This window comes from Caballeronia sp. NCF2 (assembly GCF_023631205.1).
In the GTDB taxonomy this organism is placed as follows: domain Bacteria; phylum Pseudomonadota; class Gammaproteobacteria; order Burkholderiales; family Burkholderiaceae; genus Caballeronia; species Caballeronia zhejiangensis.
In genome coordinates this window covers 106,763-120,062 of record NZ_JALQDN010000067.1, presented here as the reverse complement: position 1 = coordinate 120,062, position 13,300 = coordinate 106,763, and the positions used below count along the sequence as shown (strand labels likewise).

Annotated in this window: 11 protein-coding genes and 3 pseudogenes; 11 read left to right on the top strand and 3 right to left on the bottom strand. The window is 63.1% G+C overall.

Annotated elements, in window-relative coordinates; genetic code table 11:
* The 4 genes and pseudogenes from sdhB to ilvD all read left to right on the top strand — a co-directional run.
* Window positions 1-77 (top strand): annotated as a pseudogene (sdhB, locus tag NCS02_RS27235) (succinate dehydrogenase iron-sulfur subunit); the annotation flags it as partial.
* A gap of 189 nt (window positions 78-266) precedes the next feature.
* Window positions 267-689 carry a nuclear transport factor 2 family protein gene (locus tag NCS02_RS27230; protein WP_250520144.1) on the top strand — a complete coding sequence of 141 codons (423 nt, stop codon included), beginning with the start codon at window positions 267-269 and terminating at the stop codon, window positions 687-689.
* A 1-nt stretch (window position 690) separates the two neighbouring features.
* On the top strand, window positions 691-1,323 hold the full coding sequence (locus NCS02_RS27225; protein ID WP_250520143.1) for a TetR/AcrR family transcriptional regulator: 633 nt from the start codon (window positions 691-693) through the stop codon (window positions 1,321-1,323).
* A 106-nt stretch (window positions 1,324-1,429) separates the two neighbouring features.
* Entirely contained in the window at window positions 1,430-3,289 is a 1,860-nt protein-coding gene (gene ilvD, locus NCS02_RS27220; protein WP_250520142.1) for a dihydroxy-acid dehydratase, read from the top strand.
* 54 nt (window positions 3,290-3,343) lie between these two features.
* Here the strand turns inward: ilvD and NCS02_RS27215 are convergent, their stop codons facing one another.
* Both NCS02_RS27215 and NCS02_RS27210 read right to left on the bottom strand, forming a co-directional pair.
* Entirely contained in the window at window positions 3,344-4,216 is an 873-nt protein-coding gene (locus NCS02_RS27215; protein WP_250520141.1) for an NAD(P)-dependent oxidoreductase, read from the bottom strand.
* Window positions 4,217-4,257: 41 nt separating this feature from the next.
* Window positions 4,258-5,586: an MFS transporter gene (locus tag NCS02_RS27210; RefSeq protein WP_250520140.1), complete on the bottom strand. Its 1,329-nt coding sequence runs from the start codon at window positions 5,584-5,586 to the stop codon at window positions 4,258-4,260.
* A gap of 474 nt (window positions 5,587-6,060) precedes the next feature.
* Here NCS02_RS27210 and tssF point away from each other — a divergent pair, with 474 nt between their 5' ends.
* The 5 genes from tssF to NCS02_RS27185 all read left to right on the top strand — a co-directional run bounded on the left by tssF (window position 6,061) and on the right by NCS02_RS27185 (window position 12,290).
* Window positions 6,061-7,749, top strand: coding sequence for a type VI secretion system baseplate subunit TssF (gene tssF, locus NCS02_RS27205; protein WP_350029903.1), 1,689 nt, complete (start codon window positions 6,061-6,063; stop codon window positions 7,747-7,749).
* Between the two features lie 99 nt (window positions 7,750-7,848).
* A complete protein-coding gene (locus tag NCS02_RS27200) occupies window positions 7,849-8,769 on the top strand; it encodes a LysR family transcriptional regulator (protein ID WP_250479289.1) in 921 nt (306 codons plus the stop codon).
* A gap of 112 nt (window positions 8,770-8,881) precedes the next feature.
* On the top strand, window positions 8,882-9,985 hold the full coding sequence (locus NCS02_RS27195) for a tartrate dehydrogenase (protein ID WP_250520138.1): 1,104 nt from the start codon (window positions 8,882-8,884) through the stop codon (window positions 9,983-9,985).
* 2 nt (window positions 9,986-9,987) lie between these two features.
* On the top strand, window positions 9,988-11,436 hold the full coding sequence (locus NCS02_RS27190) for an aldehyde dehydrogenase family protein (RefSeq protein ID WP_250441552.1): 1,449 nt from the start codon (window positions 9,988-9,990) through the stop codon (window positions 11,434-11,436).
* A 23-nt stretch (window positions 11,437-11,459) separates the two neighbouring features.
* Window positions 11,460-12,290: a Rossmann-like and DUF2520 domain-containing protein gene (locus NCS02_RS27185; RefSeq protein ID WP_008347056.1), complete on the top strand. Its 831-nt coding sequence runs from the start codon at window positions 11,460-11,462 to the stop codon at window positions 12,288-12,290.
* A 9-nt stretch (window positions 12,291-12,299) separates the two neighbouring features.
* Here the strand turns inward: NCS02_RS27185 and NCS02_RS27180 are convergent.
* Window positions 12,300-12,455 (bottom strand): annotated as a pseudogene (locus tag NCS02_RS27180) (short-chain dehydrogenase/reductase); the annotation flags it as partial.
* A 151-nt stretch (window positions 12,456-12,606) separates the two neighbouring features.
* Between NCS02_RS27180 and NCS02_RS27175 the strand changes: the two are divergent.
* Window positions 12,607-12,825 (top strand): annotated as a pseudogene (locus NCS02_RS27175) (LysR family transcriptional regulator); the annotation flags it as partial.
* A 92-nt stretch (window positions 12,826-12,917) separates the two neighbouring features.
* Window positions 12,918-13,283, top strand: coding sequence for a BON domain-containing protein (locus NCS02_RS27170; protein ID WP_250437445.1), 366 nt, complete (start codon window positions 12,918-12,920; stop codon window positions 13,281-13,283).
* The last annotated feature ends 17 nt before the right edge of the window (window positions 13,284-13,300 follow it).

Below are 13,300 nucleotides of genomic sequence, written 5' to 3'. Positions count from 1 at the left end.
ACGTGTGCCCGAAGGGGCTCAACCCGACCAAGGCGATCGGCAAGATCAAGGAATTGATGGTGCGACGGGCGGTTTGATCCCCGCACCGTAAGGAAAAAAAGCGCAGTCTCGAAAGAGGCTGCGCTTTTTTTATCTGCGATATGCACCGATGCATTGAAGTGATTGCATAGCTAACCATCTCGCACCAGACGATATTTCAATCTTGTAATGAGACTGTCGTCTCACTAGAATGAATTGGAAAGCGTGACCCGTGCAAGGAGGCAATCATGACGCTGACTGCTGTCGAGATGGACCGCAAGATCGAAGAGCATTTCGGTTTTGAACGAAGCGACGATGTCGAAGGCGTGCTCGCCACGCTCACCGACGATGTCGAGCACGATGTCGTTGGCTGGCCTGCCGGTCCGGCGCACGGACGCGAGCGCGCGCGTCCGTTCTACGAAGCGTTGTTTGCCGATCTGTCGGAGAGCCGGGTCGAGTGCTTGCGCCGTCTGTATGGCGACGGCTTTGTCATCGACGAGTCGTTGTGGCGCGGCAAGGCGCCGGGCCGGCCGTTCGGGCTCGAAGGCCGTGGGCGTCCGCTGGAATTTCGCATGCTGCATGTCGTCGAATTCAGCGAAAGCGAACAGATTCGCCGTGAAAACGTGTGGGTCGATCTCGCGGCGATCATCGGTCAGTTGCCGCAGGCTTGATATGGCGAAGTCCGAACCGAAGACCCGCGGCAATCAGAAGCAGCGCACGCGCAAGGATCTGCTGAAGGCGGCATCGGCGCTGATGAAGCAAGGGCGCAAGCCCGGGCTGGAAGAGGTCGCGGCAGAAGCGCTCGTGTCGCGTGCGACGGCGTATCGGCATTTCCCGAGCATCGATGCGCTCTTACTCGAAGCATCGCTCGATGTCGACACGCCCGTTGCGAGCCAGCTATTTTCGGCGCGCGCATCGGCCGATCCGGTCGCGCGATTGTTGCGTGTCGACGCCGCGCTCAACGACATGATTCTTGCGAACGAAGCACCGTTGCGCATGATGCTCGCGCATTCGCTGGAGCGGGCGGTGAAGGGCGAATCGCAGGACGACATGCCGCTGCGGCAGAATCGCCGCACACCGTTGATCGAGTCCGCGCTCGAACCCGCGCAAGACGAGTTCAGTCCCGCCGCGCTCGACACGCTCACGCAGGCGCTCGCGCTCGTCATCGGCACGGAGGCGATGATCGTCTGCAAGGACGTGCTGCAACTCGACGACGCACGCGCGCGCAAGGTCAGACGCTGGGCGATTCGCGCGCTGGTGCAGGCGGCGCGTCGAAGCGGAATGGACGAAGCAGGTATGGGATAATCCCAAAATTCGCGCCCACCCGACCCAAAAGGTCGCGGATGCCGCGCGCAAGGGCCCTCACCCCTCGTGGCCCGCTTTCATTCGCGACATTCCAACCGCAACCACGATGCCCACATACCGTTCCAAAACCTCCACCGCCGGACGCAACATGGCGGGCGCGCGCTCCCTCTGGCGCGCCACCGGCATGAAAGACGAAGATTTCTCGAAGCCGATCATCGCCGTCGTCAACTCGTTCACCCAGTTCGTGCCGGGGCACGTTCATCTGAAAGACCTGGGCCAGCTCGTCGCGCGTGAGATCGAAGCCGCGGGCGGCGTGGCGAAGGAGTTCAACACGATCGCGGTCGACGACGGCATCGCGATGGGTCACGACGGCATGCTGTACTCGCTGCCGAGCCGCGACATCATCGCGGATTCGGTCGAATACATGGTCAACGCGCATTGCGCCGACGCCATGGTCTGCATCTCGAACTGCGACAAGATCACGCCGGGCATGTTGATGGCCGCGATGCGCCTGAACATTCCCGTCATTTTCGTTTCGGGCGGCCCGATGGAAGCGGGCAAGACGCGCCTCGCGAATCCGAAGACGAAGGCCATCGAACTGAAGAAGCTCGATCTCGTCGATGCGATGGTGATCGCCGCCGACCAGTCGTATTCCGATGCGGAAGTCGCCGAAGTCGAGCGCTCCGCGTGCCCGACATGCGGCTCGTGCTCGGGCATGTTCACGGCCAACTCGATGAACTGCCTCACCGAAGCGCTCGGTCTCTCGCTGCCCGGCAACGGCACCGTCGTCGCGACGCACGCCGACCGCGAGCAGTTGTTCAAGCGCGCGGGACGCGGCATCGTCGAACTGGCGCGCCGTTATTACGAGCAGGAAGAGGCGCGCGTGCTGCCGCGCTCGGTCGGCTTCAAGGCGTTCGAGAACGCGATGACGCTCGATATCGCGATGGGCGGCTCGACCAACACCATTCTTCACTTGCTGGCGATCGCGCGCGAAGCCGAGATCGACTTCACGATGAAGGACATCGATCGTCTGTCGCGCACCGTGCCGCAGCTGTGCAAGGTCGCGCCGAACACGAACAAGTATCACATCGAAGACGTGCATCGCGCGGGCGGCATCATGGCGATCCTCGGCGAACTGGATCGCGCGGGCAAGCTGCATACCGACGTGCCGACCGTGCACGCGCCGACGCTGAAAGACGCGCTCGCGCAATGGGACGTCAAGCTCACCGACGACGAAGCCGTCAAGACGTTCTACATGGCAGGTCCCGCAGGCGTGCCGACGCAAGTCGCGTTCAGCCAGAACACGCGCTGGCCGAGCCTCGATACGGATCGCGCCGAAGGCTGCATTCGCTCGTACGAGCACGCGTTCTCGAAGGAAGGCGGCCTTGCGGTGCTGACGGGCAACATCGCGCTGGATGGCTGCGTCGTGAAGACGGCGGGCGTCGATGAAAGCATTCTCGTGTTCGAAGGCACGGCGCACGTCACCGAGTCGCAGGACGAAGCCGTCGAGAACATCCTCAATGACAAGGTGAAGGCGGGCGATGTCGTCATCGTTCGATACGAAGGTCCGAAGGGCGGGCCCGGCATGCAGGAAATGCTGTACCCGACGAGCTACATCAAGTCGAAGGGTCTCGGCAAGGCATGCGCGCTGCTGACGGACGGACGTTTCTCGGGCGGCACATCGGGCCTGTCGATCGGTCATTGCTCGCCGGAAGCGGCGGCGGGCGGCGCGATCGGCCTTGTGCGCGACGGCGACAAGATTCGCATCGACATTCCGAATCGCACGATCGACGTGCTGCTCTCCGACGATGAACTCGCGCGCCGTCGCGAAGAGCGGAACGCGAAGGGCTGGAAGCCCGCGAAGCAGCGTCCGCGCAAGGTGTCGGCCGCGCTGAAGGCGTATGCGAAGCTGGTGATGTCGGCGGACAAGGGCGCGGTGCGCGACTTGTCCTTGCTCGACGATTGAGGCTTTAAAGCGCCAGGGAAAGCCGCTCGATGAGCGGCTTTTTTTATCGCAACTTCAATCGCCCAGCAACCTCGGCAACTCCAGCAAAGTACGATGCGCGCCGCCTTGCTCGACCGCATCCGCATACGTCGCGCGCACGGCGCCGGCGATCGCATCGACGGCGTTGTTGTCGCCGGCCATCGTCACGTAGTAGCCGAGATCCTTCAACGCATTGGACATGTGAAACGGCATGCCCGACGGATCGCCGTCGATAAGCGACGGACGCAGCCGCTCGAGCGCCGCGCCACCACCGCCGCCTTTCGCGAGGACATCGACGAAAGTCTGCGCATCGACGCCCGCGCGTTTCGCGCAGGCCGCCGCTTCCGAGATCAGCGCGATCGTGCCGAGCGACACGAAGTTGTGCAGCAGCTTCATGCTGTGTCCCGCGCCCACATCGCCGACGAGCGTCACGTTCTCCGCATAGGTACGCAGCAACGGCTCGATGCGCGCGAACAGCTCGGCCGAAGCGCCGACCAGCAGATTCAGCCGCCCTTCATGCGCTTCCTTCGCGGTGCGCGTCATGGGCGCATCGACGAAGAGGCCGCCCGCTTCCTTCACGAGCGCCGCTACGCGCTGCGTCGATGCGGGCACCGCCGTCGAGCAGTCGATGACGATCGCGCCCGGCTGCAATCCCGCGAGCACGCCATCGGGCGCGGTCAGCACCGCTTCGACTTCGGGCGAGCCCGTCACGCACAGAATGACGATGTCCGATGCGCGCGCGAGCGCCTCGCCGTTCGCGACGGTCTTCACGCCGCCCGCGAGCAGTTCGTCGAGCGGCTGATTGCCGGGATGCTCGACGACCGTCAGCGGATAACCATGCTTCATCACGTTACGCGCGATGCCGTGCCCCATCAGGCCGACACCGATCATGCCGATGCGTTGCTTCATGCTGTGTCTCTCTTCATGTTGTCGTGTAAGTTTGAAAATGCTCAGCGGTTCACGAGGCGCTTCGGCAGCAGCATCGTGAGAACGATGCCGAGCGCGAGGCAGCCGACCATCGAGAAGATCGGCAGCGTCATGCCGCCGGAAGCCTGCTTCAGAAAGCCGACTACATATGGGCCGAAGAAGCCGCCGAGATTGCCGAACGCGCTGATCCATGCGATGCCGACCGCCGCCGCGGCCTGTCCGAGCACGGCCGTCGGCATGCTCCAGAAGAGCGGCGGAAACGACAGCAATCCCGCATTCGCGATGCACAGCGCGATCATGCCGAGCCACAGGTTGTCATGCCAGAGCACCGACAGCGACAAGCCCACCGCGCCCATCAGCAGCAGCGCCGCGACGTGCAAGCGCCGCTCGCCGCGCTTGTCCGCGCTGCGGCCGAACATGACCATCACGACGACCGCGACCGCGTTCGGCAATGCGGCGAGTGCGCCGATCGCGAAGTCGCCGGAGATGCCCATCGACTTGATCATCGTCGGGGCCCAGAAGGTGTAGCCGTAGATGCCGAAGACATCGAGAAAATAGATGAGGCAGAACGCCCACACGAGCGCGCTGGTGAAGAGGCCCTTGTGATTCGATTGCGCCGTTACCGCGCGATCCTCGGCGAGCACGCGCGACAACAACGCGCGATCCGTTTCGCTGAAACGCGGGCTTTGGGCGACGTCGTCGTCGAGTCCCTTCCATGTATAGACCGCCGCGAGAAACGCGGGCAATGCCTCGACGATGAAGATCCACTTCCAGCCTGGCAACTGCATGAGACCATCGAAGTACTGCATGATGAAGCCCGTCAGCGGCGAGCCGATGAGACCCGCCAGCGCGAGCGCCGCATAGAACATGCTGAGGATGCGCGCGCGGCGGTTGCGCGGAAACGACTGGCCGATATAGAAGACGATCGCCGGAATGAAGCCCGCTTCCGCGACGCCAAGCAGGCAGCGCATTACGTAGAACTGCATGGGCGTGGAGACGAAGGCCGTGAGGCCCGACACGATGCCCCAGGAAAGAATGATGCGCGTGATCCAGCGGCGCGCACCGACGCGTTGCAGGATGATGTTGCTCGGCACTTCGAAGACGACATAGCCGAGAAAGAAGATGCCCGCGCCGAAGCCGAACACGGCATCGGAGAAACCGAGTTGCTGCGCCATCTGCAGCTTCGCGAAGCTCACATTCACGCGATCGATGTACGACGTGATGTACGCGAACATCAGGATCGGCAGGATTTGCAGCGCGAGGCGGCGAAAGATCCGGTCCGCGGTGGCCGCATCGTGTGACGCAGCGGGCGATGCCGCGCCTTGCGGCATGTTGGTCGCATCGATTTCCACGTCTGTCTCCGTATTTGTTTTTGCGTCCCTGCTCGCGCGGGACGCGGCGGGACAGAAGAAATGTAGCGGCTGCTGAGCGCGAGTGATATGCGAAATCGTTGAAGCGGGCTTTCGAATAGTTCGAACACGGGGTGGAGGGCGGGGCGGGATTTGATCAGGGTTTTCCTGTATGGCCCCGCGACGCAGCGAGTGTTCGCTCTGGACAGCGAGTTGAAAGAATGTGCGATCTGGCTTCCTCACCCCGATCGGATCGGTGAAGAAGAGTTGAATTTTCTCTCGATTCTTCAAGTCTGCTGCTCAAAGGCAATTTCTCATTCTTTCAATCACGCGCTTCGATTTCATGGTATGGGCGATGTCCGAATTCTGATTTCTTTAATCAATAGGTCGTGAATGTCAAACAAATACCGATCAGCCGGGTTGACCTGTTTGTGATGCAATCCTAAATTCATCGGTCCAAAGAAAAACGATTAATGCTTGAGTTCGTTGAACAGAATAAGGATCGCGGCGCGTCTACGTATGAAGCTCGATGACGGCGCTCCGGAATTCACGGAAACGCTGATCGACAACCTGTACGAACATGCGGCGCGCGCGATTCCATCGCTGTCGATCATCGAATGCACGCCGATTGGTCGCGGAGTTGCTTCGGCAACGCAGATTCCCGCGGGGGCCGCCGTGCGGTCGACGCCTGTCGGTCCGGATCAGGTCAAGTGTCTCTATCGGACGACGCAGACGGTGAAGTTGTTGCCACTTTCGGTCGAAGATGCAGAGATCGCGGTCCGCGATGGCGGACGCACCGTGATTCGCCTTACGTTCCGGTTGTGGCTTGGCGAGCAACGCGAGGCGGTTGATTTGTCGCGCATCCGTCTTTACTTGCACGGCGACCGGCCTGCCGCCTCCGCGCTGTACGCGGCGCTGACGCGCCAAGTCGAATCGATCAGCCTGCGCCTGCCTACAGTGCGCGATGGCGAGTTGCAACCGCTCGAAGACGTGCGCTTCGAAGCGGCAGGCTTTGGTCCGTCCGCGCGGCTGTGGCCGGTCACGGAGCCCGAGCGTGACCGCGGGCTGGATCGCGAACAGACGCTGTTGGAATACTTCGTGTTCCCGCAGAAATTCAACTTCGTCGATCTATGCGGCTTCGATGCGTCGATGCTGCCGATGGGTGAATCGCAAATGACCTTCGAGATCGAACTGAACGCTCGCGTGCCTGGCGACTATCCGGTCAGTCGCGACAGCTTTCGTCTCTTCTGCACGCCCGTGATCAATCTGTTCGAAGTGGACGCGTTGCCGCTGCGGCCGACAGACCGGCATGACCGCGAGCATCGCGTACGTCTGCAGCAGGATGTGGCGGGGCACGTCGAGCCGTATCACGTGCTCGCGGTGACGGCGGCCGATCCGGAAGACAGCGCGCGCCACGCCTACGGCGCATTCACGAGCTTCCGCCATCGCGGCTGGACGCTGCGCTACGAGAAGCCTGAGCGGTATTTCCATACCTCGATGCGCTTTGGCGTAACCGGCCGCGAACTCTGGGTGACGCTTTCCGGTTCGCTCTGGGAGCGCTTCCATGCGGATGCCCGACACGATGAGAATCGTCCAAAGCCGGACGGCTACCTGACGGTTCGCGCGCTCGCGAACAACGGACGCCTGCCGCGCATGGCGCTGTCCGAGGCGACGATCAACGAGACCGTGTCGGGTTTTACCGGCATCGCTTCCGTGCGCAATCTGACAGCGCCGACTTTGCCGCTCTATCCTCCGCGCTATCACCCGGAGTACGACTGGCGCGTGCTCGGGCACTACACGGCAGGCGGCGCGAATGAGTTGAACATGATCGGGATGGGCGGCGTGGTGGTGCTCCGTGAGGCGCTGGAGCTCTACGACTGGTCACACGACGAAAGCATCGCGCGACGCATCGATGCGATTCGAGACGTGCGGCTGTCCGAGCATGAAAGCGTGGGAAAGGGGCATATGCGCTTCGAGATTCGCGTTCACGTTCGGCTCGATGCGAGTGCGTTTGACGGACCCGGCGATGCGACGCTCTTCGGCGATGTGCTGAGCCGCTTCGTTGGCCGCTATGCAAGCTTCCATCACGCGACGCGGCTCGTGCTGAATATCGACGGCAAGGACACGCTTTTTCCGCTCATGGAATTCGAGGGTGCGCCTTTCTAATAGCCGCATCGCTCAGGGTTTTCCTGTATCCCTCCACGCCACAGCAACCCCAACCCAATGCCATACTCCCCGGAATAAACTTCCACGGAGCATCCGGTTTTGTTCGATCTCACGTCGCTGGCTCTCTTTCTGCGCGCCGTCGAAATGGGCAGCCTGTCCAAGGCGGCGCAGCAATCGCATATGTCGCTATCGACGGCGAGCCGGCGCATCGCGCTGCTCGAACATCACTTTCGCGTGGGGCTTCTGAATCGCACGTCGGCGGGTGTCGAGCCCACGCCGGCCGGCGAAGCGCTCGCGCGTCACGCCACGGAACTGCTGCTCAGGACCGACGCGATCTATAGCGAGCTATCCGATTACACCAAAGGCTCCGTCGGCCGCGTGCGCGTGTTCGCCAATATCTCCGCGATCAGCCAGGACTTGCCCGATCATCTGCGTGCGTTCTCCCAGCGCTATCAGGACATCAAACTGCATATCAGCGAATTGCGCAGCATGGACATTCTTCAGGCGCTGCGCGAAGGGCGCGCGGATGTCGGCGTGGTGACGTCGCAGAGCGGCATGGAAGGCATTCGCCTCGCGCCGTATTGCACGGATCGCATCAGCGTCGTCGTGCCCGAAGATCACGTTCTGCAAGGCGATCAGATCGATTTCGCCGCGCTGCTCGAGCACGATATCGTCGGTCTGGACGATAAGGCCGAAGTCACGCGCATGCTCGTCAAGGAAGCCGCGCTCGCGGGCCGCGCGATCCGCTTTCGCGTACAGGTGCAGAGCTTCGAAGGCATGTGCAGGCTGATCGCAGCGGGGCAGGGCGTCGGCGTGTTGCCCGAAGGCGCGGTGCGGCTCTTTCGCGAACCCATGCGTCTGCGCTTCATTCGCCTGACGAATCCGTGGGCCGAGCGCGTGATGTCGGTCGGCATACGCGTGGGCGCGGCGCCTTTGCCCGCGCGCAGGCTCTTCGATTATCTGAGCGGACTCGCGCCCGCATCGCTCGTCGCGCCCGGCGGGGAACGCGCCGCAAGCTGAGCCCTTGCGGATATTCGAAGACTCCCGTTTCCGGATTCGCACTTCCGCAGCAACAACGCCTCCGCTAGATTTCCCCTCAGATCAAACGTCGAAAACGAGGAGACAGAGCGCAATGGCAACGACACATCACATCGCCGTCATTCCGGGCGATGGCATCGGCAAGGAAGTCATGGTCGAAGGGCTGCGCGTGCTGAAGGCCGCCGCCGCGCGCTACGACATCGCGCTCGATTTCGACGAGTTCGCATCATGGTGCACCGAGCATTACGTGCAGCACGGCACGATGATGCCCGCCGACTGGGACAAGCAGATCGGCAAGCACGACGCGATCTTCTTCGGCGCGGTCGGCACGCCCGACATCGTGCCGGACCATACGGCGGTGTGGGAATCGATCATCAGGATTCGCCGCGAGTTCGATCAATACGTGAACCTGCGTCCCGTGCGGCTGATGCCCGGCGTGCCTTCGCCGCTCGCCAATCGCAAGCCCGGCGACATCGACTTTCTGGTCGTGCGCGAGAACACCGAAGGCGAGTATTCGTCGGTCGGCGGACGCATGTTCGAAGGCACGGAGCGCGAGTTCGCGACGCAGCAGGCGGTCTTCACGCGCACGGGCGTCGATCGCATTCTCGACTTCGCGTTCAAGCTCGCGCAGAGCCGTCCGAAGCAGCAGCTCACCGCCGCGACCAAATCGAACGGCATCTCCATCACGATGCCGTACTGGGACGAGCGCCTTGCCGAAGCGGCGAAGCGCTATCCGGACATCGCGACGAACAAGTTTCACATCGACATTCTGTGCGCCCATTTCGTGCAGCATCCTGACCGTTTCGATGTCGTGGTCGCGTCGAATCTCTTCGGCGACATTCTTTCCGATCTCGGTCCCGCATGCACGGGCACCATCGGCATCGCGCCTTCGGCGAACCTGAATCCCGAGCGGCGCTTTCCATCGCTCTTCGAGCCGGTACATGGATCGGCACCCGATATCGCGGGCAAGGGCATCGCCAATCCGATCGGGCAGATCTGGTCGGCCGCGCTGATGCTCCAGCATCTCGGACGCGGCGACGCGCGCTACGAAGCGGCGGCTAAGACCATCCTGTCGGCCATCGAAAGCGTGCTCGAAAACGGCCCGCGCACGCCCGACATGGGCGGCACGGCGAACACCATCGAAGTCGGCAAGGCGATCGCCGAAGCCGTCACCGAACATGCACTGATCACGGAGTAAGCATGGAATACCGTCACTTCATCGGCAACGCGTGGAAAGCGGGCGACAACGGCGAATCGCTCGATGTCATCGATCCGAGCACCGGCGAGCCGTTCGCGGCGATTGCACGCGGCAACGCCGCCGATATCGCCACGGCTGTCCACGCAGCGCGCAGCGCAATGGGCGATGCGCTCGACGGTCCGTGGGCGAAGCTCTCGCCTGTCGAGCGCTCGAACCTGCTGTTCGCCTATGCGAACGCCGTTCTCGAACACGCCGACGAACTCGCGCAACTCGAAGCGCGCGACACCGGCAAGGCGCTCAAGACCGCGCGCACCGATGCGGCCGTGCTCGCGCGCTATCTGCAGTATTACGCGGGTTGCGTCGACAAGCTGCACGGCGAAACGCTGCCCTATACGACCGGCTTTACCGTGCTGACGGTACGCGAGCCGATCGGCGTGACGGGCCACATCATTCCGTGGAATTACCCGATGCAGATCTACGGCCGCAGCGTCGGCGCGTCGCTCGCGGCGGGCAACGCGTGCGTCGTGAAGCCCGCGGAGGACGCGAGCCTGTCGATCCTGCGGCTCGCAGAAATCGCCGCCGACGTCGGCTTTCCGGCTGGCGCGATCAACGTCGTCACCGGACTCGGCAGCGAGGCGGGCGCGGCGCTGTCGGCGAACGAAGGCATCGGTCATGTCTCGTTCACCGGCTCGACCGCGACGGGCGCGCTCGTCGGACGCACGGCGGCGGAACGTCATTGCCCGAGCGTGCTCGAACTCGGCGGCAAGTCACCGCAACTCGTTTTCGACGATGCCGATCTCGACGAAGCCGTGCCCGTGATCCAGAACGCGATCGTGCAGAACGCCGGACAAACGTGTTCGGCGGGCAGCCGTCTGCTGGTTCAGCGCGGCATCTACGAAACCGTGATCGAACGTCTCGCGCAGCGTTTCGAAGCGCTGCGTTCCGGGCCGCCCGCGATGGACCTCGACATGGGTCCGCTCGTCAACGCGAAGCAACATGCGCGTGTGCGCAGCATCGTCGAGCAGGCGGAAGGCGAAGGCATACGCGTCGCGGCGCGCGGCAAGATCGTCGTGGAAGCGTCGCGCAATGGCTTCTTCCAGGAAGCGGTGCTGTTTCGCGACGTGCCGCCGCAAAGCCGGCTCGCGCAGGAGGAAGTCTTCGGCCCGGTGCTCGCGGTAATGCCCTTCGACGACGAAGCCGAAGCCGTGAAGCTCGCCAATGGCACGAACTACGGTCTCGTCGCGGGCGTGTGGACGCGCGACGGTTCGCGCGGCCTGCGACTCGCGCGCAAGCTGCAGGCGGGCCAGGTGTTCATCAACAACTATGGCGCGGGCGGCGGCGTCGAGTTGCCGTTCGGCGGCGTGAAGGCGAGCGGGCATGGACGCGAGAAGGGCTTCGAAGCGCTGTACGGCTTCACGAGCCTGAAGACCATCGCGATCAGGCACGGCTGAGTCTCGCGCGGGTTCACATCATCATGGCGACTCTCAACATCATCGGCGCGGGGCGGGTCGGCGCGACGCTCGGCAATCTGATCGTCGCGAACCGCGTGCTCGATATCGGCGATGTATGCGACAGCGATCTCGCGCATGCGCATGAAGCGGTCGATTTCATCGGCGCGGGCCGCGCGCTCGACGACATCGCCGCGATGCATCCCGCCGATATCTGGCTGCTCTCGGTGCCCGATGCACGCATCGCGGACGTAGCGCAAGCGCTTGCGGCGCATCGCAAGCATGATGCGCCGACGATTGCCGTGCATTGCAGCGGCGCGCTCGACGCCGACACGCTCGCGCCCTTGCGCGCGCTCGGCTGGAGCGTGGCGAGCGCGCATCCGATGCTGAGCTTCGCGAAGCCCGGCACGGCCGTGTTCCAGTTCGAAGGCACGCCATGCGGACTCGAAGGCGATCGCGCCGCCCGCGATGCATGGAGCGAGATTCTCGCGGCCATCGGCGCGCGCTGCTTCGATATCGAGCCGGGCAGCAAGGCGCTTTATCACGCGGCGGCGGTCGTCGCATCGAACTTTCTGCCGATACTGGCGGCGATGTCCGTCGAGATGTGGCAGGCGGCCGGCATTCCGCAAGCGCTCATCGAAGACATGATGCACACGCTCACGCGCAATGCCGCCACCAACGTCGTTTCGCTCGGGCCGAAGGATGCGTTGACCGGTCCGGCGGCGCGCGGCGATCGCGCGGTCGTGGAAGTGCAATCGCAGGCGATCGGCGCGTGGGACACGGTATCGCGCGATGCCTACGACGCGCTCTCGACGCTCGCCACGCGCCTCGCGCTGACGGGCAAGGTGCGAGGGTAATTGACGCGATCAAACAGCGAAATCCGTCGAACTCGATGACTCACGCCACGCGTCCGTTTCGGCTTCGACATGCGCGTTCTTCTCCGCGATGGGCTTTAGCGTATCGGTGCCGAGCGCGAGGCGCAGCGGCGGCGTTTGCGCATCGGCGAGCGTGATGAGCGGCGTGCGGTCATTGATCAGGGGATATCGCCGCAAGCCACAGCGCCTGTTGCAGAGCGTCGAACCGGCGCTTGCGATGCTCACGTCTGCCATCGCGGATGCGAAGAGCGCGCAGGAAGACATCGCCCGGCCGTTGCGCATCAGCGCGCCGAAAGCGCTCGGTATTTTTTTCGCGGTCGCGCATATCCGCGAAGGACGTCTCGTACCCTTGCTCACGCGTCAAATGACGCAGCGCGAATCGATCTACATCTACTATCGGCATCGAACGGAGCGGCCGCTTCGCGTGCGAACGTTCATCGACTTCACGATCGCAAAGCTCGCGGGAAACGCCGATTTCTGCCTTACGCCGACGCAATTGCGCGCGCTAGCGAAATGAACGGCCCGATTCCCTGCGATATCGCGAAGCGCCGATTAGAATCCATCTTGCCTTTGCATCCTCCATTTCACGCAAGCTACCGGAGCCACGCAATGAAGATGATCAATGCGCTCAGATTTGCCGCCGTTGCATCAGCGATAGCCTTTTCCGTCAACGTATGGTCGCAGACCAGCGATGCGGGATCGACCCAGTCCGCGACGCCTTCGGCGAGCGCGGGAAGCTCCAAATCGACGGCGCGCAAAGCCAACCGCGCGCTCAGCAAGAAGGTGTCTCAGGCATTGCAAAAAGGCGGCATCGACACGAACGGCATGAATGTGATCGCCAAGAACGGCGCGATCACGCTCGCCGGTCACGCAGCCGATGGCGAGCAGATCGACCAGGCGGCGTCGATCGCGAAAGGCGTGGACGGCGTGAAGTCGGTGAAGAATGTTCTGACGATTCAGGAAGGCGGGCAGTAACACACTGCTTCTGAGCG